General features: G+C 70.8%; 17 protein-coding genes. 11 read left to right on the forward strand and 6 right to left on the reverse strand.

The features are described 5' to 3' along the window. Positions 1-8 precede the first annotated feature (8 nt). Both OG734_RS36455 and OG734_RS36460 read right to left on the reverse strand, forming a co-directional pair. Positions 9-2,093 carry a YhgE/Pip domain-containing protein gene (locus OG734_RS36455; protein WP_330291684.1) on the reverse strand — a complete coding sequence of 695 codons (2,085 nt, stop codon included), beginning with the start codon at positions 2,091-2,093 and terminating at the stop codon, positions 9-11. Next, entirely contained in the window at positions 2,065-2,862 is a 798-nt protein-coding gene (locus OG734_RS36460; protein ID WP_330291685.1) for an ATP-binding cassette domain-containing protein, read from the reverse strand. Before OG734_RS36460 ends, OG734_RS36455 begins: the two co-directional genes overlap by 29 nt. A 167-nt stretch (positions 2,863-3,029) precedes the next feature. Between OG734_RS36460 and OG734_RS36465 the strand changes: the two genes are divergently transcribed. The 3 genes from OG734_RS36465 to OG734_RS36475 all read left to right on the forward strand — a co-directional run bounded on the left by OG734_RS36465 (position 3,030) and on the right by OG734_RS36475 (position 5,215). Continuing rightward, positions 3,030-3,623, forward strand: a complete 594-nt coding sequence (locus OG734_RS36465; RefSeq protein ID WP_330291686.1) for an SAV_6107 family HEPN domain-containing protein — start codon at positions 3,030-3,032, stop codon at positions 3,621-3,623. Positions 3,624-3,758: 135 nt separating this feature from the next. Next, entirely contained in the window at positions 3,759-4,529 is a 771-nt protein-coding gene (locus OG734_RS36470) for a methyltransferase (RefSeq protein WP_330291687.1), read from the forward strand. Between the two features lie 275 nt (positions 4,530-4,804). Next, complete coding sequence (locus tag OG734_RS36475; RefSeq protein ID WP_329278142.1) at positions 4,805-5,215, forward strand: DUF3040 domain-containing protein; 411 nt, start codon at positions 4,805-4,807, stop codon at positions 5,213-5,215. Positions 5,216-5,320: 105 nt separating this feature from the next. Here the strand turns inward: OG734_RS36475 and OG734_RS36480 are convergent, their stop codons facing one another. From OG734_RS36480 to OG734_RS36495, 4 genes are all read right to left on the reverse strand, one after another. Then, positions 5,321-7,711: a transglutaminase TgpA family protein gene (locus OG734_RS36480; protein ID WP_330291688.1), complete on the reverse strand. Its 2,391-nt coding sequence runs from the start codon at positions 7,709-7,711 to the stop codon at positions 5,321-5,323. Beyond that, positions 7,708-9,072 (reverse strand): DUF58 domain-containing protein, encoded by a 1,365-nt coding sequence (locus OG734_RS36485; RefSeq protein WP_330291689.1) that lies wholly within the window; start codon positions 9,070-9,072, stop codon positions 7,708-7,710. The genes OG734_RS36480 and OG734_RS36485 overlap by 4 nt, the downstream gene beginning before the upstream one ends. Beyond that, positions 9,069-10,109 (reverse strand): AAA family ATPase, encoded by a 1,041-nt coding sequence (locus OG734_RS36490; protein ID WP_330291690.1) that lies wholly within the window; start codon positions 10,107-10,109, stop codon positions 9,069-9,071. Before OG734_RS36490 ends, OG734_RS36485 begins: the two co-directional genes overlap by 4 nt. 249 nt (positions 10,110-10,358) lie before the next feature. After that, on the reverse strand, positions 10,359-10,907 hold the full coding sequence (locus OG734_RS36495; RefSeq protein ID WP_330291691.1) for a beta-class carbonic anhydrase: 549 nt from the start codon (positions 10,905-10,907) through the stop codon (positions 10,359-10,361). A 391-nt stretch (positions 10,908-11,298) separates the two neighbouring features. Here OG734_RS36495 and rsmH point away from each other — a divergent pair, with 391 nt between their 5' ends. From rsmH to ftsW, 8 genes are all read left to right on the forward strand, one after another. Continuing rightward, on the forward strand, positions 11,299-12,255 hold the full coding sequence (gene rsmH / locus OG734_RS36500) for a 16S rRNA (cytosine(1402)-N(4))-methyltransferase RsmH (RefSeq protein ID WP_330291692.1): 957 nt from the start codon (positions 11,299-11,301) through the stop codon (positions 12,253-12,255). Positions 12,256-12,352: 97 nt separating this feature from the next. Further along, a complete protein-coding gene (locus OG734_RS36505) occupies positions 12,353-12,931 on the forward strand; it encodes a septum formation initiator family protein (protein WP_330291693.1) in 579 nt (192 codons plus the stop codon). A gap of 5 nt (positions 12,932-12,936) precedes the next feature. Then, on the forward strand, positions 12,937-14,889 hold the full coding sequence (locus tag OG734_RS36510; RefSeq protein WP_330291694.1) for a peptidoglycan D,D-transpeptidase FtsI family protein: 1,953 nt from the start codon (positions 12,937-12,939) through the stop codon (positions 14,887-14,889). Between the two features lie 30 nt (positions 14,890-14,919). Then, a complete protein-coding gene (locus OG734_RS36515) occupies positions 14,920-16,593 on the forward strand; it encodes a UDP-N-acetylmuramoyl-L-alanyl-D-glutamate--2,6-diaminopimelate ligase (protein ID WP_330291695.1) in 1,674 nt (557 codons plus the stop codon). A 4-nt stretch (positions 16,594-16,597) separates the two neighbouring features. Further along, positions 16,598-18,028, forward strand: coding sequence for a UDP-N-acetylmuramoyl-tripeptide--D-alanyl-D-alanine ligase (locus OG734_RS36520; protein ID WP_330291696.1), 1,431 nt, complete (start codon positions 16,598-16,600; stop codon positions 18,026-18,028). Then, positions 18,025-19,098, forward strand: a complete 1,074-nt coding sequence (gene mraY, locus OG734_RS36525; protein ID WP_330291697.1) for a phospho-N-acetylmuramoyl-pentapeptide-transferase — start codon at positions 18,025-18,027, stop codon at positions 19,096-19,098. Before OG734_RS36520 ends, mraY begins: the two co-directional genes overlap by 4 nt. Beyond that, entirely contained in the window at positions 19,080-20,522 is a 1,443-nt protein-coding gene (gene murD / locus OG734_RS36530; RefSeq protein WP_443064982.1) for a UDP-N-acetylmuramoyl-L-alanine--D-glutamate ligase, read from the forward strand. The genes mraY and murD overlap by 19 nt, the downstream gene beginning before the upstream one ends. Positions 20,523-20,692: 170 nt before the next feature. Beyond that, complete coding sequence (gene ftsW, locus OG734_RS36535) at positions 20,693-22,063, forward strand: putative lipid II flippase FtsW (protein ID WP_330291698.1); 1,371 nt, start codon at positions 20,693-20,695, stop codon at positions 22,061-22,063. Positions 22,064-22,066: the final 3 nt, after the last annotated feature.

The following is a 22,066-nucleotide window of genomic DNA, read 5'->3' on the forward strand; positions in this document are numbered from 1 at the left end:
ACGAGACGTCACAGGCTCAGCTCCGGGTGCAGTCGGTCCAGGGTCCACACCTGCTTGCGGCGGGCCGCCACGGCGGTCAGCGCCAGGGCGCCGGCCGTGAACGCCGCGAACACCGCACACGCCTGCCACACCGGGCCGAGCCCGCCGCCCGTGATGAGCCTGCGCAGGGCCTCGACGACGTAACTCATCGGCATGAAGGGGTGGATCGCGTTGAAGAAGTCGGGACTGGTCTGCACGGGATAGGTGCCCCCCGCGGACGTCAACTGGAGCATCAGGAAGGCGAGTACGAGGATCCGGCCCGCTGCTCCGAAACGCGCGTTCAGCCACTGGACGATCGCCGCGAAGCACGCCGTCACCAGGAACAGGAAGCCCACCGTCCCCGCCGCCCGCACCATCTCCAGGCCGATCGCCCAGTGCAGTACGGACATCAGGGCCACGGTCTGGAGCACGCCCAGGGCGGCCACGGGGAGCCAGCCCGCCAGCGCGATGCGCCACGCGGAGGCGCCCGCGGCGAGCGCGCGCCGGTTGAGCGGAGGGATCAGCATGTAGGCGACCATCGCGCCCACCCACAGGGACAGCGGGATGAAGTACGGGGCGAATCCGGTGCCGTAGTTGGGTGCCTTGTGCAGGTCCTGGGAGGCGAGTTGGACCGGGTCGGACATCACCTGGGTGCGCGCGTCACGGTCCTGCCGGTCGTAGTCGGGGATCTGCCCTGCGCCGTCGTGCAGCCCGCCGGCGAGTTTCCCGGAGCCGTCGGCGAGCTTGAACATGCCTCCGGAGAGGTCGTCCGCGCCCGTCCTGAGGTCCCCGATGCCCGTGTCGAGGGCGGTCGCGCCGGTCCGGGCGGTGGAGAGCCCGGTGTGCAGCTTCCGCGCTCCCGCGGCGACCTGAGCGGCCCCCGCGTTGAGCTTGTCGACCTTCCGGACGACGTCGTCGAGGTCCTCGGTCAGGCGCGGGGCGCGGTCGGCGAGCGCCTGGGCCTGCTTCTGCAGGGTGGCGAGGTGCTGGTCGAGTCGGTCCAGATCGCCGTTCTGGTCGGCGACCAGTGTGCTGACGTCGTCGGCGACCGTAGCCACGTCCGCCGCTGCCTGCCTGGCCTTCTTCAGGTCGGCGCACGCGGCGTCCGGCAGCACCGCGGTCTCGCAGCGCGCTTTGTAGACCCCGTCCAGGGTGTCGGAGGCCGTGTGGGCGCCCTTGGCGGCGGCCGGGGCGGCCTTCACCAGGGTGCCGAGGTTGCGCCGGACCGTACCGGCCGAGTCGGCGACGAGCTGAGCGGCGTCCCCGATCGTCTTCTCGTTGTCCTTGAGGAAGGGCCCCAGCCGGTCCGCGACGCCGTTGACCCGGTCGGCGAGCGTCTGTGTGCCTGCCGCGACCTGCCGCGAACCGTCCGCCAGATCGCCCGCCCCCGAGTCGAGCTTCCTCAGCCCCCGGACCAGCTTGCCGCTGACCGCCTCGGCGTCCTTCAGCCCGTCGGCGAGATCCTTGGACCCCTGCTCGGCCTTTCCGATGCCGCCCGTGAGCGTGTCGGCGCCCTTGGCGGCCTTCACGGTCTGCCCGTGGATGTCGGAGAACGAGACGAAGATCCGGTCCAGGAACGAACGCGAGGCCTTCGTGGAGGCGGCCGTACGCACCTCGCCGAACACCGTCCGGGAGATCTGCCCGACGATGTAGTTGTTGGCGTCGTTCGTCCGCACCTGGAGCGCGCCCGTCTCCGGGGAGTCGCCCGAACTGGACGCGATCCGCTTGCTGAAGTCGGCCGGCATGGTCAGCGACAGGTAGTAAGTGCCGTCCTCGACGCCCTCCCGGGCCTGGGCCGCACTCACCTCGTGCCACTCGAAGGTGTCACTGTCGCGCAGCCCCTTGACGATGTCGGCACCGGCCGCGAGCTTCTTCCCCGCGACGCTCGCCCCGTTGTCGGCGTTCACGAGCGCCACGGGTATGCGGTCGAGCCTTCCGTACGGGTCCCAGAAGGACCACAGATACAGGGCGCCGTACAGCAGCGGCAGCAGCAGGAGCGAGGCCAACGCTGCCCGCGGGAGCCTGCCACGGCCGAAGCGCCTGAGCTCAAGCGCGGCCAGTCTCGGGGAGCGCATCCACCGTCTCCTTCTCCCGAGTCTCTTTCTCGCCTGACTCTTTCTCGCCCGGATCCTGCTCGCGCGGCAGTGTCGACACGGTGGTCGAAACAGTGACGGCCCCTTCGGGAGCCTCGCTGCACACCGCCACGACGGTCGTCCCGGCGTCGGCGAGGGACCTCAACAGAGCCCAGACCTCGCCCCGTTCGGCGTCCGACAGCTTCAGGTCGGTGTCGTCGACGCCCAGCAGCCGCGGCCCGCCGATCAGGGCCAGCGCCACGGACAGCCGCAGCGCCTCCAGCCGCTCCAGATCGCGTACGGCGGTCCGGGAGCCCTTGGGAAGTGCCTCAGGGTCGAGGCCGGCCGCCGTCAGCGCGGAGTCGACGCGCAGCTTCGCCTCGGCCGTCCGTTCCGCGCGTGGCCGCAGCAGCCCGCGCAGGGAACCGCCGAACCGGTGTTCCAGCAGCGCCCGTTCCCGTAGGTGCTCCCCGACGGTCAGGGCGGGGTCCAGGTCGGTGACGCCGGGGACGTGCGCGAGCGCGCTCACGCGGCGCACCGCCGTCGCCTGCTTGGGCAGGTGCCACTCGCCGACCGTGGCCGACCCCTCGGTGGCCCTCATCCGGCCCGTGAGCGCGAGCAGCAGGCAGGTGCGTCCGGATCCGGACGCACCCTCCACCGCGATCAGCGAGCCGGGCTCCGCGTCGAAGGACACCTCACGGAATGCCCAGCCGCGAGGCCCCTTGAGCCCGAAGGCCCGGGTGGTCACCCCGAGCCCGTGCGGACCGTCCACAGTTCCCCACCTTTTTTGAACTGACTGGTCAGTGCAAAAGATAACTCGAACCTTCGATCGAAGCAAAAGACCAGGTCAGAACGGATTGTCAGTGGCATACCGCACGATGGGCACATACGGCACCTCCTGTCGGGGCGTGCCGTCACACAGACGACTGGAGGTTCGTCATGGCCAGTACGAACGCAGCCGCCGCCCCTCGGCGCCGCCCCTCCGGCCCTGCCCCCTCACTGACCGGGCCGGCGGGCGACGTGCACCCCGTGCTCCGCCGGGCCACGGCCCCGCCCGCAGCCCTCGACCTGCTCGCCCAGGCCCGTGCCGGACTCGATGAGGCGGCCGTCCTGGAGACCGCGAACGAGCGGTATGCCACCGCCCACCTCGCCGCCCTGCGCACCGCCGCCGCGGTGCTCGCCGCCCGGGGCCGCCCCGAACCCACCCCGAGGCGCCGGGCACGCATCCGCAGCGCCTGGGAAGTGCTCCCCGAGATAGCGCCCGAACTCGCCGAGTGGAGCGTGCTGTTCGCCTCCGGTGCCCGCCGCCGCGCCCGCGCCGAGGCCGGCATCCAGGGTGCGGCCGGCAGCCGCGACGCCGACGACCTGATACGCGACGTGGCGATGTTCCTGCGCCTCGTCGAGCGGATGCTCGTCCTCCAGCCGGTGCTGCCCCAGCCGCGCCACGACCTGGACAGGCCCCCGAGGGCGGTCCAGGAGGAGGACCGGGAGGGAGGCAGAGAGGGAGGCAGGGACGTCCCGGACGCGGGCTGAGACGGTCGACCGGGTAGGTCACCGGAGGCAATAAGGTGGGGAAGCCGCAGCTTTTCCGCAGCCCACCGGGGCCGGGAAGGCACCCCGTTCGCTCCGCCGCGCAAGAGGCGGTGCCGCGCCGAGGAGTCACCTGCCGTGTCGGACCCGATGCGACCCCGCTCTTCCCTCCGTACAGCCGTGGTCTGGGAGGTCCTCCAGGACGCCCTGGAACGCCGCGTCAAAGCCACGGGGCGAGAGTCGCTGGACGTCCTCGACACCGGCGGCGGCAGCGGCAACTTCGCGGTGCCTGTCGCCCGCCTGGGCCACCGTGTCACCGTCGTCGACCCGAGCCCCAACGCACTGTTCGCGCTGGAGCGCCGGGCCGCCGAGGCCGGTGTCGCCGACCGCGTCCGGGGCGTCCAGGGCGACGCGCACGGCCTCTTCGACGTGGTCGAGCGCGGTGGCTACGACGCGGTGCTCTGCCACGGCGTCCTGGAGTACGTGGACGACCCCGCCGAGGGCGTCCGCAACGTGGTGGCCGCCCTGCGCTCCGAGGGCGTCCTCAGCCTGCTCGCCGCCGGACTCGGCGGCGCCGTGCTCGCGCGGGCCCTCGCCGGGCACTTCAAGGAGGCCAAGCGGGCGCTCGACGACCCGAACGGCCGCTGGGGCGAGAGTGACCCCGTCCCCCACCGGTTCACCGCCGAACAGCTCACCGGGCTGGTCGAGGGTGCGGGCCTGCGCGTGGGCGCCGTCCACGGCGTACGGATCTTCGCCGACCTGGTGCCCGGGGTCCTCGTGGACACCGAGCCGGGCGCCCTGGACGCGCTGCTGAAGCTGGAGGCCGCGGCGGCCGAGCAGGCCGCGTTCCACTCCGTGGCCACCCAGCTTCATGTGCTCGGCGAGACTCCGGGTGCCGCCGAGGTCTGAGTCACCTCCCGGGGCGGACCGCTGATCAGGGGCTCGGCCGCAGATGGAGTACGCCACACGCCCCCCGATCGGACGCCCGGAGCCGTATGATCGAGGGAGACCGCTCTGCATGACGGGCCGGTTGCTGGGGAATGAACGCCTCAGTGAACCGGACGGCCATGGCGGATTCCGGTTGCCAATTGGCGTAGAGGGGCGGGTTTCACGGGGGCGATTCCCTGCCTATCCTGAAGGGGACCCCCGGTCGCCCCGGCGACTGCACGAATGAGGAGGACTCCGTGCCGCTCTCGGAGCACGAGCAGCGAATGCTCGAGCAGATGGAGCGAGCGCTGTACGCCGAAGATCCCAAGTTCGCGACAGCGCTTGAAGGAAGCGGGCTGCGCACGTACACCCGGCGACGGGTCTACCAGGCGGTCGCGGGCTTCCTCGTAGGTATCGCGCTCCTCATGGCCGGAATGGTCGCAGTGCAGATCTGGCTGAGCGTGGTGGGATTCCTCGTCATGCTGGGCTGCGCGGTACTGGCCGTGACGGGCTGGCGCAAGGCTCCCAAGCCGGGCGAACAGCCCGCCGCGGGTGCTGCCCCCGGAGCTCCGCATGCTCGCCGACAGGGCCGGCAGCGGCGCTCCATGATGGACCGCATCGAGGAGCGCTGGCAGCGCCGCCGCGACGAACAGCAGGGTGGCCAGTAGCCCTTCGGGCCGCAGTTCCCCGAGTTGTGACCGCAGGACGTGAAACGGCGGTGGCCCGGAACCCCCAGGGGTTCCGGGCCACCGCCATGTCCTGCCGCCGTGGCGTCAGCTGTGCTGGCCCCACGGCTTGCGCAGGGTCGGCCTGGCCGCCAGCGCCCGCTCGCTGAGTTCGGCCCAGCGCGCCGACAGTGTCCACATCACACGTACGGTCGAACGTGGGGCGAATGTCGCGAGCAGCCGCGTGCCCCGGCCCGCCGTGGCACGCAGGGCCTCGGTCGCCCGGCGCACATCCTCCGCGAGCCCCGCCGTCGGGCGGGGACTCGGCGCGTACAGGACCTGCTCCACGGCGTCCGCCACCCGGTGCACGGCGTCAGCCGCCGGTGGATCGAGATCGCCGAGGCGCACGATCCGGGCGGCCGCCTTGCGGGGCGTCTGGGACTCCTCCGGGCTGATGCCGAAGTCCCAGGCGGTGTCGGTCAGTTCCTGCCAGGCCGACAGCGCGTGGACCGTCGCGTCGGCGTCGGCTCGGCCGTGCGCTCCGAGCCGCACGGCCCGGATCCGCAGCCGCCACAGCATCGGCGACAGCAGGAGCGCCAGCGCGGCGAGCACACCCAGCGTCCACCCGAGTGCCTCGGACCACCACCCACTGTCGTCGTCCTGGCCCAGCGCGGCCTGCGGGGACTCGCTCGCGCACCCACCGTCCAGCCGCCGCTGCGCCGCCGTGCAGGTCTCGCTCGCCGAGGCAGAGTCGGACGGCGCGACGGACGCCTGCTGGGACGGCACGTCCGGGTTCGGGATGGCGCTGCCCGGCACCTGGGACTGCGTGTACTCGGGCACCGAACCACGGGTCGGGGTCGGCTCGAAACGGGTCCAGCCGACGCCCTCGAAGTACAGCTCCGGCCAGGCGTGCGCGTCGCGCAGCCCCACCGAGATCGTGCCGTCCGGCTGCGGGGTGCCCGGTGCGAAGCCCACCGCGACCCGGGCCGGAATGCCCAGCGTGCGGGCCATCGACGCCATCGCGAAGGAGAAGTGGACGCAGAAGCCCTCCTTGTCCCTCAGGAACCGCGCGATCGCGTTGGAGCCGCTGCCGACCTGTACCTGGGTGTCGTACCGGAAGCCGCCGCTCACCGCGAAGTAGTCCTGGAGCTTGACCGCCTGCTCGTAGGCGTTGACCGAACCGGCGGTGACCTCGCGCGCGGTGCGCGCCACGATCGTCGGCAGCGACTCCGGGACCTGGGTGAACTCGCGTACCAGTGCCGGGTCCGGCTCCGGTGCCTCGGCGAGCTGCTGCGCGGTCGGCTGCACGTCCAGGCTCGTCACCGTGTACCGCGCGCCGCGCGTGTTCTGGCCGTGGTCGCCGACGAGGGTGCGGCCCACAGGCTCGAAGCGCCAACTGCCGCCGATCTTCACACCGGTGGCCGGGTACGGCATCGGGAGCCAGTCCTGGGAGTACCAGTCCGCCGCCGAGACGGAGGTCGTGACCTCCGTGCGGCGTACGTCCGCTCTCAGGCCGAGCGGCGTCGGGAATCTGTCGGGCACGTCCTGGATGTGCCGCTGGGACGGCTTCCACGCGGTGCCGTCGAAGGTGTCCAGCGAGACGATCCGCAGATACAGGTCCTGGGTGTCCTCGCTGCTGTTGCGCACGGACAGGACCTGACGGTCCTCGTCCACGTTCAGATTGTCGCGCAGCGACACCAGCGGGTTCACGGCGGAGATCGTGCCGCCGCCTCCGCTGCCCGGGCCCACACCACCCCCCGCGGCGCCCAGCAGCCCGCCGTCGAGCGAGGGCAGCGCCAGCGGCACCACCAGGGCGACGCCCAGCGCGACCGCGCCGATCCGCCGTCCCGTGCGTACGGGGGCGATCGCGCCGCCGGTCGACTGTTCGCCCAGGGCGCGCGGCGCGCCGCCGAAGACCCGGCCCCACTGGGAGAGCCGGTCCCGGCCCTCGGCCAGGAGCAGCATCAGATAGCCCGCCGAGGCCAGCAGGAACCACACCCAGGCGCCCCCGCCGTCGGCCAGCCCGGCGGCGACCGAGTACAGCGCGAGAAGCGGCAGGCCGGCCGGAGCCGCGCTGCGGAAGGTCACCGCGAGGGTGTCCACCATGAGCCCGATCAGCAGCGCACCGCCGACCAGCATCAGCCGTATGCCGTCGGACAGCGGCGCCGGGATCGCGTACCGCCCGACGTCGTCCGCGCCGCTCTGCAGCAGTGTGCCGAACTGCTGGAAGGCGTCGGGGCCGGGGATCAGACCGAAGAACGCCTGCTCCCGGACGAAGACCAGGGTCAGCAGAACAAGGGAGACTAGGAGCTGCGCCGCCACCGTCATCGGCCAGGCCAGCGGCACCCGCCGGGCCCCCGCGCCGACGATCGTCTGCACACCGAGCAGGAAGGCCACCTGGAGCAGCCAGCTCACGTCCTCGACCAGCGGCAGCAGGGCACAGGCCGTCAGCATGGTGGCCACCCAGGCGCACAGCGCCAGTCGTGCGCGCCCGCTCATGACCGTCCCTCCCCGCCACTGAGGGCACCGAGACCGGAACGCTCCCGGTCCGCCTGGCGCCACAGGTCGCTCATCGCGACCCCTCGCGGTACCCGCACCGCCGTCCAGCCCGCCTCGCGCAGCATCCGCAGCGACTCCTCGGCCGGGTCCTCGGGGCCCGGCACATCGTTGGGTTCCTGCACCCAGGTCTCACTGTCCAGCACGAAGGCGACCGCTCCGCCGCTGCGCTGCCGCATCTTCGCGGCCACCGCGGCCTGCTCCTCGTCGAGGTCGCCGAAGAACGCCATCAGCAGTCCCTCGCCGCCGGCCCGCAGCACGTCGTACGCCCGGGAGATGTCCGTGCCGTCCGAGTGGTCGATCACCGCGAGCGTGTCCATCATCAGTCCGGCCGCGTCCGCGGACTCCTGACTGGCGCCCGCGAAACCCTCGGCGCCCTCGCCGGGCACGGAGTTGCCGGTGTCCGTCAACAGTCGTACGGAAAAGCCCCGTTCGAGCATGTGGACCAGGACGGACGCGGCACCCGACACCGCCCACTCGAAGGCCGAGTCCGGGCCCGCGCCCAGGTAGGCGATGCCCCGGGTGTCGAGGAGTACCGTGCAGCGGGCGCGCTGCGGCTGTTCCTCGCGGCGCACCATCAGCTCGCCGTAGCGGGCGGTGGAGCGCCAGTGCACGCGGCGCAGGTCGTCGCCGTAGCGGTACCCGCGCGGGATCACGTCGTCCTCGCCGGCCAGCGCCAGCGAGCGGTGCCGTCCTTCGCCGTATCCCTTGGCCTCGCCGGTCAGTCGCACCGGCGGCAGGGTATCCACGCGCGGGATCACCGTCAGGGTGTCGTACGTGGAGAAGGAGCGGGTCAGCTCGCACATGCCGAACGGGTCGGTCAGCCGCAGCTGGAGCGGGCCCAGCGGATAGCGGCCCCGCAGGTCGGAGCGGACGCGGTAGGACACCTCGCGGCGCCCGCCCGCCTCCACCCGGTCCAGGACGAACCGGGGGCGCGGACCGAGCACGTACGGCACCCGGTCCTGGAGCATCAGCAGGCCCGTGGGCAGCCGCGAGACGTTGTCCATCCGGAGATGGACGCGGGCCTCGGCGGCGGCGGGCACGCGCGCGGGGGAGAGCCGGCGGCTGCCGGCCACCCGGTAGCGCGTGCGGTACAGGACGGTCGCGCAGACCAGTGGGAGTACGGCGAGCAGTACGCCCACCCGGAGCAGATCGCTCTGCCCCAGGACGTACGCGCAGATGGCAGCGGCGACCCCGGCGGCCAGGAAGGAGCGTCCGCGGGTGGTGAGTCCGGCCAGCGCCGTACGCACCCCGCCCTTGTCGCCCTCGTCGTCCTCCGGGTGCCCCGGCGCCTCTGCGCTCATCCAAGCCTCCGCGGCGGTTGCTGGCCGAAGTCGGGCGCGGAGCGGCCCAGGCCGAAGCCGCTCTGCTGCTGGGGCGCCGCAGGCACCGGGGTGCGCTGCAGGATCTCCTGGACGACCTGCTCGGAGGTACGGCGGTTGAGCTGGGCCTGGGCGGTGGGGAGCAGGCGGTGGGACAGTACGGCCACGGCGAGGGCCTGGATGTCGTCCGGCAGTGCGTACTCCCGGCCGCTCAGGGCGGCGGACGCCTTCGCGGCGCGCAACAGATGCAGCGTGGCGCGCGGCGAGGCGCCGAGTCTGAGATCGGGGTGGGTGCGCGTGGCGGAGACCAGGTCCACCGCGTAGCGCCGGACCGACTGTGCGACATGCACGTTGCGGACGGCCTCGACGAGCTTCACGATGTCGTGCGCGTGGGCCACCGGCTGGAGGTCGTCCAGCGGTGAGACGCCGCCGTGCACGTCCAGCATCTGGAGTTCGGCCTCCGCGCTCGGGTAGCCGATGGACACGCGGGCCATGAAGCGGTCGCGCTGTGCCTCCGGGAGCGGGTAGGTGCCCTCCATCTCGACGGGGTTCTGCGTGGCCACCACCATGAAGGGGCTGGGCAGTTCGTAGGTCTGCCCGTCGATGGTGACCTGGCGCTCCTCCATGGACTCCAAAAGCGCGGACTGGGTCTTCGGCGAAGCACGGTTGATCTCGTCGCCGATCACGATCTGCGCGAAGATCGCCCCCGGTTTGAACTCGAAGTCGCGGCGCTGCTGGTCCCAGATGGACACACCGGTGATGTCCGAGGGCAACAGGTCCGGCGTGAACTGAATGCGCCGCACGGAACAGTCGATGGACTTTGCCAGCGTCTTCGCCAGCATGGTCTTGCCGACGCCAGGGACATCCTCGATCAGAAGATGCCCTTCGGCGAGCAGCACGGTCAGCGAAAGCCGTACGACCTCAGGCTTGCCCTCGATCACTCCCTCCACCGAACTGCGGACTCGCTCCACAGTGGCAGTCAGATCAGTGAGGCTCGCTCGATCGTCATAGGTCGTCACACGGCCCTCCTCGGCCCGTTCTTTCTCCGGGCCGACGCCTGCGATGCGGACCGGCCCACCCCGAAACACGGACACCACGCGGGAAAAGTTCCGCGTGACGTCACACCCGCATTCTTGTTGCCGTTACCGGTTCGTGTCACTCGCCTGTGGATAACTGGCAGGGGTATGTCTGATTTTCAGGCCTTTTCGGCACTGAAGTGAAGGGTAAATTTCGTAGAGACATACGTAAGGATGCGCGGTCCGGTTCGGTTAAACGGGGTCGATCTCACGCAGCAGGCCCGACTTCACGTCGAAGACGAAGCCGCGGACGTCGTCGGTGTGCAGCAGGAACGGGTTGGTGCGCACACGCTGCATCGACTGGCGTACGTCCTGGTCGACGTCCCGGAACGCTTCCACGGCCCACGCCGGGCGCTGTCCGACCTCGACCTCCAACTCCTGCCGGAAGTCCTCGGTGAGGGACTCCAGGCCACAGCCGGTGTGGTGGATGAGGATGACACTACGGGTGCCGAGCGCCCGCTGGCTGATGGTCAGGGAGCGGATCACGTCGTCGGTGACGGCGCCGCCCGCGTTGCGGATGGTGTGGCAGTCGCCGAGCTCCAGACCGAGCGCGGCGTGCAGGTCGAGACGGGCGTCCATGCAGGCCACGACCGCCACCTGGAGTACGGGACGGGCGTCCATCCCCGGGTCGGTGAATGCGGCCGCGTACTGCCCGTTGGCCTCGACGAGACGGTCGATCACGGTGTTTTCGGTGGCTATGGCGCCTTCGGGTCCGGTGGGAACTGATGCGGAAGTCGTCATAAGCATGACGGTACTGGTCACGCCCCTTCCGGGCCCGCTGTGAGAGGGGACAAAGAACATCAATGAGTGTTGTTGTGAGGTAACCCACAAGGGTGGTAAGAGTGTACCCGTATGGGTGATTACGTATGATTCGCGGCTTGCCGGGGCAGGGTTCCGCGACGCGCAGGCCGGTTGATTGACCGCGCGACACCGTGGACTAAAGTGACGCGAAGCGGGAGCCGAGACTCCCTGCTGGATTGATTGATCCCCCGCGTGCGCGGCGCGTACGTACGGCTCGGCCTCCTCCCGCTCCCGGTCGGCTGACGCTTCCGGCGCCGGCAGGCCTCCCCTTCGCCGAGCGGGCGGGGACCCGGCGGTGCGTATGGCACCGTGCCGGACCTGAGAGGGCCCCTTGAGCAACAGTCGACATGTCCCGGTGATGCTCCAGCGGTGCCTGGACCTGTTGGCCCCCGCACTGGAGCGGCCCGGAGCGGTCGTCGTCGACTGCACTCTCGGCCTCGGCGGCCACAGCGAGGCGCTGCTCGCCCGTTTCCCCGAGGCCCGGCTGGTCGCCCTCGACCGCGACAAGGAGGCACTGCGCCTCTCCGGGGAGCGGCTCGCGCCTTACGGCGAGCGGGCCGACCTGGTGCACGCGGTGTACGACGAACTGCCCGACGTACTCGACCGGCTGGGCCTGCCGAAGGTCGACGGCGTCCTGTTCGACCTCGGTGTCTCCTCCATGCAACTCGACGAGGCGGACCGGGGGTTCGCCTACGCCCAGGACGCGCCGCTCGACATGCGCATGGACCAGACGACCGGCATCAGTGCCGCCGAGGTCCTCAACACCTACCCGGCCGGTGAACTCGTCCGGATCCTGCGGGCGTACGGCGAGGAGAAGCAGGCCAAGCGGATCGTCTCCGCGGTCGTGCGCGAACGCGGCAAGGAGCCCTTCAGCAACAGCGCCCGGCTCGTCGAACTGATCCGCGACTCGCTGCCGCAGGCCGCCAAGCGCACCGGCGGCAACCCCGCCAAGCGCACCTTCCAGGCGCTGCGCATCGAGGTCAACGGTGAACTGACCGTCCTGGAACGGGCGATCCCGGCCGCGGTGAAGGCGCTCGCCGTCGGCGGCCGGATCGCTGTCCTGTCGTACCACTCGCTCGAAGACCGGCTGGTCAAGCAGGTGTTCGCGGCCGGCGCCGCCAACACGGCGCCCCCCGGACTGCCCGTCGTGCCCGAGCGCTACCAGCCCCGGCTCAAGCTGCTCACCCGCGGTGCCGAACTTCCCACCGAGGAAGAGATCGCCGAGAACAGGCGAGCCGCCCCGGCGCGACTGCGCGGGGCTCAGCGCATCAGGGAGGACGCCGAGTGAGGCGTACGGAGGGGACTGCGGGTGAGCAGGAAACCCGGACTTGTCGCGCAGGCGAGCGGGAAGGCGTGTGGGCAGGACCGACTCGCGGGGAGGGCGAGTGAGTAGGAATCCCGAGCTGAAGGGCCGGGCCGCCCGGCTCGCCCGGCTCTTCCCCACGGGGCCGGGGCAGGCCGCCCGTACCCCCTTCGTCCTGCTCGTCGTCTTCCTGCTGGGCGGCGGACTCATCGGGCTCCTCGTGCTGAACTCCGCGCTCAGCGAAGGCGGATTCCGCCTCGACGACCTCCAGAAGGACACCAAGAGCCTCACCGACGAGGAACAGGCACTCCAACGGGACGTGGACGCCTACGCCGCGCCCGACGCCCTCCAGCGCCGGGCCAGGGAACTCGGCATGGTGCCCGGCGGTGACCCGGCCTTCCTCGACCCCGACGGCACCGTCAGGGGTGTCCCGGAGGCCGCGGAGCAGGCGGCGCTGCGGATCCCGGCGGTGATCCCGCCCGTGGTGATCCCGCCCGTGGTGAACGCCCCCGCGTCGGCGCCCAACCCTACGCCAACCCCGGCTGCGACCCCGACACCCACCCCTGAGCCGACGCCGACGCCGACGCCGACCGTGCCGGCAACCCCGGAGCAGGCACCCGCAGCCACCCCCACCCTCCCCTCCACGACCCCCGGCAGGTGACGGAAGTGTCCGACAGGGAACCGCCGCGCCGCCGTGTGCCCGCCCCGGCCAGGCCCGCCCGCCCCGGCCCCGCCCGGCGTCCGGGCCCCGCCGCCCGCCCCGCCCGCCGTCCCGTCGCCGGCCGCCCCGCCGGACCGAAGATCATCCGGCTCGGCAGTCCCCGGCCCCGGCTGCGCATGGTCAGCCTCGCGCTGGCCCTGGTGCTGATCGCCTTCGTCGTACGGCTGCTCCAGGTGCAGGCCGTCGACGCGAGCGTGTATGCCGCCAAGGCCGAGCAGAACCGGTACGTCGGCCGCACCCTGGCCGCCGAACGCGGCGAGATCACCGACCGCAACGGCGTCGAACTGGCGACCAGCGTGGACGCGTACGACATCACCGCCGACCCGACGATGTTCACGCCGAAGAGCACGAAACTGGGCGACGCCCCCGAGCAGGCCGCCGCTCTCCTCGCGCCGATCCTCGGACAGGACGCGGGCGACGTCGCCAAGAAGCTGAAGACGCCGAACACGCGCTACACGCTGCTCGCGCACCGTCAGACCCCCCAGGTGTGGACGCAGATCAAAGACCTGAAGTCCGCCCTGGCCGCCAAGTCCAAAGCCGGCTCCGACGCCGTCAGCATCCTCGCCGGTGTGCTGGCCGTGCCCGCGAGCAAGCGCGTCTATCCGAACGGTGAGCTCGCCGCCGGACTGCTGGGCTGGGTCAGCGCCGACGGCAAGGGCGGCGGCGGCCTCGAACAGCAGCTGAACGGCGAACTGGCCGGGAAGGACGGCAAGATCCGGTACGCGCAGTCAGGGGGACGTCAGGTGCCCACCGCCGATTCCACCGAGACACCTGCGGTGCCCGGTTCCGACGTCGAACTGACCATCGACCGCGATATCCAGTGGGCCGCGCAGAACGCCATCACCGAGCAGGTGAAGGAGTCGAAGGCGGACCGCGGGTACGTGATAGTGCAGGACACCCGGACCGGTCAGATCCTGGCCATGGCCAACTCGCCCGGCTTCGACCCCAACGACCTCACGAAGGCGAACCCGAACGCGCTCGGCAACGCGGCCCTCCAGGACGCCTACGAGCCCGGTTCCACCGCCAAGGTCATGTCGATGGCCGCCGTACTCGAGGAGAACGTGGCCACGCCCGCGACGCATGTCGTCGTGCCCAACCGGCTGCACCGGGGCGACCGGCTCTTCAAGGACGACATCAACCATCCGACCTGGTATCTGACCCTCAACGGCGTGCTCGCCAAGTCCAGCAACATCGGCACCATCCTGGCCACCGGCCAGCTGGGCAAGACGCAGGCGCAGTCCAACCAGGTCCTCTACTCCTATCTGCGCAAGTTCGGCCTCGGCAGCTACACGGGGCTCGACTTCCCCGGCGAGACCAAGGGCATCCTCGCGCCGCCCGACCAGTGGTCGACCTCCCAGCAGTTCACGATTCCCTTCGGCCAGGGCGTCTCCCTCAACGCGCTGCAGGCGGCCTCTGTGTACTCGACGATCGCCAACGGCGGTGTCCGCGTGGAGCCCACCCTGATCCGGGGCACCAACGGTGCCGACGGCCGGTTCACTCCCGCCGCCGAGCCGAGGAAGACCCGGGTCGTCAGTGCGAAGACGGCGAAGACGCTCGCGCAGATGCTGGAGTCCGTCGTGGACGACGTGGAGGGCACCGGCACCAAGGCGCGTATCCCCGGCTACCGGGTGGCGGGCAAGACGGGTACCGCCAACCGCGTGGATCCGGCCACCAGCAGGTACAAGGGGTACACCTCGTCGTTCGCCGGGTTCGCGCCCGCCGACAGCCCCCGCATCACCGTCTACTGCGCCATCCAGAACGCCACCAAAGGCAGTTACTTCGGAGGTCAGATCTGTGGCCCCATCTACAAGGAGGTCATGGAGTTCGCCCTGAAGACCCTTCAGGTGCCGCCCACCGGGGCCAAGGCCGCGAATCTCCCCGTGGCCTTCACACCCTGATCAGCACGGAAACCAGCCAGGAAACAGCTCGTGACTACGAACTCTCCCGCCCCGGGGAACAGCGCACCGTCGCACACCCCGCCCGCGCCCTCACTTCGCTCGTCCGGGGGTGCGCCCGGTACGCTCACCGCCGTGCCACACGCTGATCAGTACCAAACCACCCAGAAGGGCGTTCCTGTGACATATCCGGGACCGCCGAGGCCGGTTCACGTCTCCGCCACACCCCTCGCGGAACTGGCCGGGCAGCTGGGTGCATCGCAGCCCCAGACCCCGAAGGACGCCGGAATCACGGGCATCACCCATGACTCGCGCGCAGTCCGCCCCGGCGACCTGTACGCCGCCCTCCCGGGCGCCCGGCTGCATGGCGCCGACTTCGTGACGCAGGCCGCCGGCCTCGGCGCAGCCGCCGTGCTGACCGACCCCACGGGCGCCGAACGCGCCGCCGCCACCGGCCTCCCGGTACTGGTGGCCGACGATCCGCGCGCGCGGATGGGCGAACTGGCGGCCACGATCTACGGCCGTCCAGGGCGCGACCTGCTCCAGATCGGCATCACCGGCACCTCCGGCAAGACCACCACCGCGTACCTCGTCGAGGGCGGCCTGAAGACGGACCGGGCGACCGGGCTGATCGGCACGGTCGAGACGCGCATCGGTGACGAACGCATCAAGTCCGAGCGCACCACGCCGGAGGCCACCGATCTCCAGGCGCTGTTCGCGGTGATGCGCGAGCGCGGGGTCGACGCGGTCGCCATGGAGGTCTCCAGCCACGCGCTGGTCCTCGGCCGGGTCGACGGCTGCGTCTTCGACATCGCCGTGTTCAACAACCTCAGCCCGGAACACATGGAGTTCCACTCCGACATGGAGGACTACTTCCAGGCCAAGGCGCGGCTGTTCACTCCCGAACGCAGCAAACTCGGGGTCGTCAACCTCGACGACGCCTACGGCCGACGGCTCGCCCAGGAGGCCGCCGTACCGGTCGTCACCTTCTCCGCCGAAGGCCACCCGGATGCCGATTGGCGCGCCGAGAACGTCCAGGTCGGCCCGATGGACTCGACGTTCACCGTGGTCGGCCCCAAGGACCAGCGGATCCGCGCCAGGTCGCCGCTCGCCGGCACCTTCAACGTCGCCAACACCCTCGCCGCGATCGTCGCCCTCGCCGAGGCCGGGCTCGACCCGCAGGCCGCCGCTGACGGGATCGCCGCGGTACCCGGAGTTCCGGGGCGCCTTGAGCGGGTGGACGCGGGCCAGCCGTATCTCGCGGTCGTCGACTACGCGCACAAGACGGACGCCGTCGAATCGGTGCTGCGCGCACTGCGCAAGGTCACCGAGGGCAAGCTGCATGTGGTGCTCGGCTGCGGCGGAGACCGGGACACGACCAAGCGCGCCCCGATGGGTGCCGCCGCGGCCCGGCTCGCCGACACCGCCGTACTGACCTCCGACAACCCCCGCTCCGAGGACCCCCTCGCGATCCTCGCGGCCATGCTCGAAGGCGCGGCCTCCGTGCCGGCGCACGAGCGCGGCGAGGTCCAGGTGTTCGAGGACAGGGCCGCGGCCATCGCCGCCGCCGTGGCCCGCGCGCGGCCCGGGGACACCGTGCTGGTCGCGGGCAAGGGCCATGAGCAGGGCCAGGACATCGCCGGGGTGGTCCGTCCGTTCGACGACCGCCAGGTGCTTCGCGAAGCTATCCAGAAGACTCAGGGATGAACTTGTGATCGCCCTCTCTCTCGCCGAGATCGCTGAAGTCGTCGGCGGGCAGACGTACGACATACCGGATCCGTCGGTCCAGGTCACCGGACAGGTCGTCAGGGACTCCCGTGAGGTGGAGCCCGGCAGCCTCTTCGTCGCCTTCGCCGGCGAGCACGTCGACGGCCACGACTTCGCGGCCGCGGTCGTCGAAGCGGGCGCGGTCGCCGTACTGGCCTCCCGGCCGGTCGGCGTGCCCGCGGTCGTCGTGGACGACGTGCAGCGGGCGCTGGGCGCCCTCGCACGGCACGTGGTCCAGAAGCTCGGCGCGACCCTCGTCGCCCTCACCGGCTCCGCGGGCAAGACCAGCACCAAGGACCTGATCGCGCAGGTGCTGCGGCACAAGGCGCCGACGGTCTACACCCCCGGCTCGCTCAACAACGAGATCGGGCTGCCGCTGACCGCGCTGAGCGCCACCGAGGAGACCAGGTTCCTGGTCCTGGAGATGGGCGCCCGCGGAATCGGTCACATCCGCTACCTGTCGGAGCTGACGCCCCCGCAGATCGGTCTCGTCATCAACGTCGGCACCGCCCACATCGGCGAGTTCGGCGGACGCGAGCAGATCGCACAAGCGAAGGGCGAACTCGTCGAGGCACTGCCCTCCGAGGCCGACGGCGGTGTCGCGATCCTCAACGCGGACGATCCCCTCGTGCGGGCCATGGCGACTCGAACAAAGGCGAAGGTGATCTTCTTCGGCGAGTCCGGCGAAGCGGACGTACGCGCCGAGAACGTACGACTCACGGACAGGGGACAGCCCGCCTTCAGGCTCCACACACCCTCCGGTGCAAGCGACGTGACCATGCGCCTGTACGGTGAGCATCACGTGTCGAACGCGCTCGCCGCCGCCGCCGTCGCCCATGAGCTGGGCATGTCCGCAAACGAGATCGCCACCGCGCTCTCCGAGGCGGGCTCCCTCTCCCGCTGGCGGATGGAGGTCACCGAGCGCCCGGACGGCGTGACGATCGTCAACGACGCCTACAACGCGAACCCCGAGTCCATGCGAGCGGCTTTGCGCGCGCTCGCGGCGATGGGCAAGGCCTCACAGGCACAGGGGGGACGTACGTGGGCGGTGCTCGGCAAGATGGCCGAGCTCGGGGACGAGGCGCTCGCCGAGCACGACGCGGTCGGACGGCTGGCCGTCCGGCTCAATGTCGGCAAGCTCGTCGCGGTCGGGGGCAGGGAAGCGTCCTGGCTCCAACTGGGCGCATATAACGAGGGTTCGTGGGGTGAGGAGTCGGTGCACGTGTCCGACGCACAGGCGGCTGTCGACCTGTTGCGCAGCGAGTTGCGCCCGGGGGATGTCGTGCTCGTGAAGGCGTCCCGGTCGGTCGGGCTCGAACGGGTGGCGCAGGCGCTGCTTCCCGGTGCTGCCGAGGGTGAGGTTTCCGCCCGATGATGAACCAGATCCTGTTCTCGGGCGTCATCGGTATGTTCCTGACGCTGATCGGCACTCCGCTGCTGATCAAGCTGCTGGCACGGAAGGGCTACGGCCAGTACATCCGTGACGACGGCCCGCGCGAGCACCACGCCAAGCGCGGTACGCCGACCATGGGCGGTATCGCCTTCATCCTGGCGACGGTCATCGCGTACTTCCTGTCCAAGGTGATCACCGGCAAGCCGCCGACCTTCTCCGGGGTGCTGGTGCTCGGCCTGATGGCGGGTATGGGCCTGGTCGGCTTCCTGGACGACTACATCAAGATCGTCAAGCGGCGTTCGCTCGGTCTGCGGGCCAAGGCGAAGATGGCCGGCCAGCTGACCGGCGGTATCGCCTTCGCGGTGCTCTCGCTGCAGTTCGCGGACGACCGCGGCAACACGCCGGCCTCGACGAAGCTCTCCTTCGTGCAGGACTTCGGGTGGACGATCGGCCCGGTGCTGTTCGTCGTCTGGGCGCTCTTCATGATCCTGGCGATGTCGAACGGCGTGAACCTGACGGACGGTCTGGACGGCCTCGCCACCGGCGCCTCCGTCCTCGTCTTCGGCGCGTACACGTTCATCGGCGTCTGGCAGTTCCAGGAGTCCTGCGCCAACGCGGTGACCCTGACCAACCCGTCCGCCTGTTACGAGGTACGAGATCCACTGGACCTCGCCGTCGTCGCCTCGGCGCTGATGGGTGCCTGCCTCGGCTTCCTGTGGTGGAACACGTCACCCGCCAAGATCTTCATGGGCGACACCGGTTCCCTGGCCCTGGGCGGCGCGCTCGCCGGCCTCGCGATCTGCTCCCGTACGGAAATGCTGCTGGCGCTCCTCGGCGGCCTGTTCGTCCTGATCACCATGTCGGTGGTCATCCAGGTCGGCTCCTTCAAGCTCACCGGCAAGCGGGTCTTCCGGATGGCGCCACTCCAGCACCACTTCGAACTCAAGGGGTGGTCCGAAGTCCTTGTCGTGGTCCGCTTCTGGATCATCCAGGGCATCTGCGTGATCGTCGGACTGGGCATCTTCTACGCGGGATGGGCGGCCGACAAGTGACCTCCGGGCAGCTCGGCGACTGGGAGGGCATGCGGGTCACCGTCGCCGGTCTCGGCGTGAGCGGCATCAGCGCCGCCCGCGCCCTGGCCGCCCTCGGCGCCCTGGTCACCGTCGTGGACGGCGGGGACTCCGAGGCCCACCGGGAACGCGCGGCTGCCCTGGAGGGCATCGAGGTACGCCTCGGGGACGCGGAGACGCTGCCCGAGGGGACCGAACTCGTCGTCACCTCGCCCGGCTGGAAGCCGAGTTCACCGCTCTTCGCGGCGGCGGCCGAGGCGGGCGTGGACGTGGTCGGCGACGTCGAGATCGCCTGGCGGCTGCGCGGCCCTGACGCCGCGCCCTGGCTGGCGATCACCGGGACCAACGGCAAGACGACCACCACCCAGATGCTCGCCTCGATCCTGCGCGCGGCAGGCCTGCGTACAGCCGCCGTCGGCAACATCGGCACGCCGATCATCGACGTGGTCCTCGGCGAGGAGACGTATGACGTCCTCGCCGTCGAGCTCTCCAGCTACCAGCTCCACTGGGCGCCCTCCCTGCGCGCCCACTCCGCCGCCGTCCTCAACCTCGCCCCCGACCACCTCGACTGGCACGGCTCCATGGAGGCGTACGCCGCCGACAAGGGCCGTATCTACGAGGGCAATCGGGTCGCCTGCGTCTACAACGTGGATGCCACCGACAAACCGTCCACCGAGGACCTGGTGCGCGGGGCGGACGTCGAGGAGGGCTGCCGGGCTGTCGGGTTCACGCTCGGCGCGCCCGGACCGTCCCAACTCGGCGTCGTGGAGGGCATCCTGGTCGACCGCGCCTTCGTCGAGAACCGGCAGCGGAACGCCCAGGAACTGGCCGAGGTCACGGACGTCGACCCGCCCGCCCCGCACAACATCGCCAACGCCCTTGCCGCGGCTGCCCTCGCCCGCGCCTTCGGGGTGCCCCCGAAGGCGGTCCGTGACGGCCTTCGGGCCTTCACCCCGGACGCGCACCGCATCGCGCACGTGGCCGACGTGGACGGGGTCGCCTACATCGACGACTCCAAGGCGACCAACACCCACGCGGCCGAGGCCTCCTTGGCGGCGTACGAGTCGATCGTGTGGATCGCCGGCGGACTCGCCAAGGGCGCGACCTTCGACGAGCTGGTCGCCAAGTCGGCAAAGCGACTTCGAGGAGTGGTGCTGATCGGCGCCGACCGCGCGCAGATCGGCGAAGCCCTCGCGCGACACGCGCCGGAAGTACCCGTCGTCGACCTCGACCGGACCGACACTGGGGCGATGCTCGCGGCTGTTCAGGAGGCCCGGCGGCTGGCCGTGGCGGGTGACACGGTACTGCTGGCCCCGGCCTGTGCCTCCATGGACATGTTCGCCAACTACAACAAGCGCGGTGACGCGTTCGCGCAGGCCGTTGGCGAACTCGGAGCGGGGACCTGACGGTCGGTCTTCGGCCGCGGTGCCTACGGGCCCCTTGGAGGGACGCGTGAGTCGGATGTGGCCAGGTGCGGTTCGTCGGCTGCGGGCCGGTGGGGGCTGGTCGCGCCCAGCGGCGGAGGCGCAGATCGACACAGCCCCGCGCCCCTTCGTCAGTCGCGCGGGAGGCTCTGATGCCCAGTAGTCGTACCGGGCGACCGCCCGTACAGCGGGCCGTCAGAGCCCGTAGGCCCGCCGCACCCCGCCCGCCTCGCGACAACCCCGTACGGCGCCTCCACGGGCGCGTGCAGCGGGCCTGGGACCGGCCGCTGACCGCGTACTACGTGATCCTCGGCGGTTCCCTGCTGATCACGGTGCTCGGGCTGGTGATGGTCTACTCGGCTTCCCAGATCAAGGCGCTCCAGCTGTCGCTGCCCGGGTCCTACTTCTTCCGCAAGCAGTTCCTCGCGGCCACGATCGGCGGCGTGCTGATGTTCGCGGCCGCGCGCATGCCGGTGAAGCTGCACCGGGCGCTCGCCTACCCGATCCTCGCGGGATCCGTCTTCCTGATGATCCTCGTGCAGGTGCCCGGGATAGGAGTGGCGATCAACGGCAACCAGAACTGGATCTCGCTGGGCGGCTCCTTCCAGATCCAGCCGAGCGAGTTCGGCAAGCTCGCCCTGGTGCTGTGGGGTGCCGACCTGATCGCGCGCAAGGAGGACAAGCGGCTGCTCACGCAGTGGAAGCACATGCTGGTGCCGCTGGTCCCGGTGACGTTCATGCTGCTCGGCCTGATCATGCTCGGCGGGGACATGGGGACGGCGATCATCCTCACCGCCATCCTGTTCGGGCTGCTCTGGCTGGCCGGGGCGCCCACGCGGCTGTTCGTGGGTGTGCTGTCCGTCGCCGCGTTCATCGGTCTCGTCCTCATCAAGACCAGCCCCAACCGTATGGCCCGCTTCCAGTGCATCGGTGCCACCGAGCCGGGCACCGGGGGCAGCACCTGCTGGCAGGCCGTGCACGGCATCTACGCGCTCGCCTCCGGTGGCGTGTTCGGTTCGGGCCTCGGAGCGAGTGTGGAGAAATGGGGGCAACTCCCCGAACCGCACAACGACTTCATCTTCGCTGTCACCGGTGAGGAACTGGGCCTGGCGGGGACGCTGTCGGTGCTCGCCCTCTTCGCGGCTCTAGGCTATGCGGGTATCCGCGTGGCCGGACGCACGGAGGACCCCTTCGTGAGGTACGCCGCGGGAGGTGTGACCACCTGGATCACCGCTCAGGCAGTGATCAACATCGGTGCGGTGCTCGGCCTGTTGCCGATCGCCGGTGTCCCGCTCCCGCTGTTCTCCTACGGGGGTTCCGCCCTGTTGCCGACCATGTTCGCCATCGGACTGCTGATCGCCTTCGCACGCGACGAACCGGGTGCGCGGGCGGCGCTTTCGTTGCGGCAACCCCGCTTTGGTAGAAAGCGGGGGGTCGGGGGCCCGGTGTCCGATCGGAGCCCCCGGAGATGGAACACGATGAGACGGCGTGCCTCGGCGGCGCGTACGTCCGGAGAGCGGTGAATT

The organism is Streptomyces sp. NBC_00576, from assembly GCF_036345175.1.
Taxonomy (GTDB): domain Bacteria; phylum Actinomycetota; class Actinomycetes; order Streptomycetales; family Streptomycetaceae; genus Streptomyces.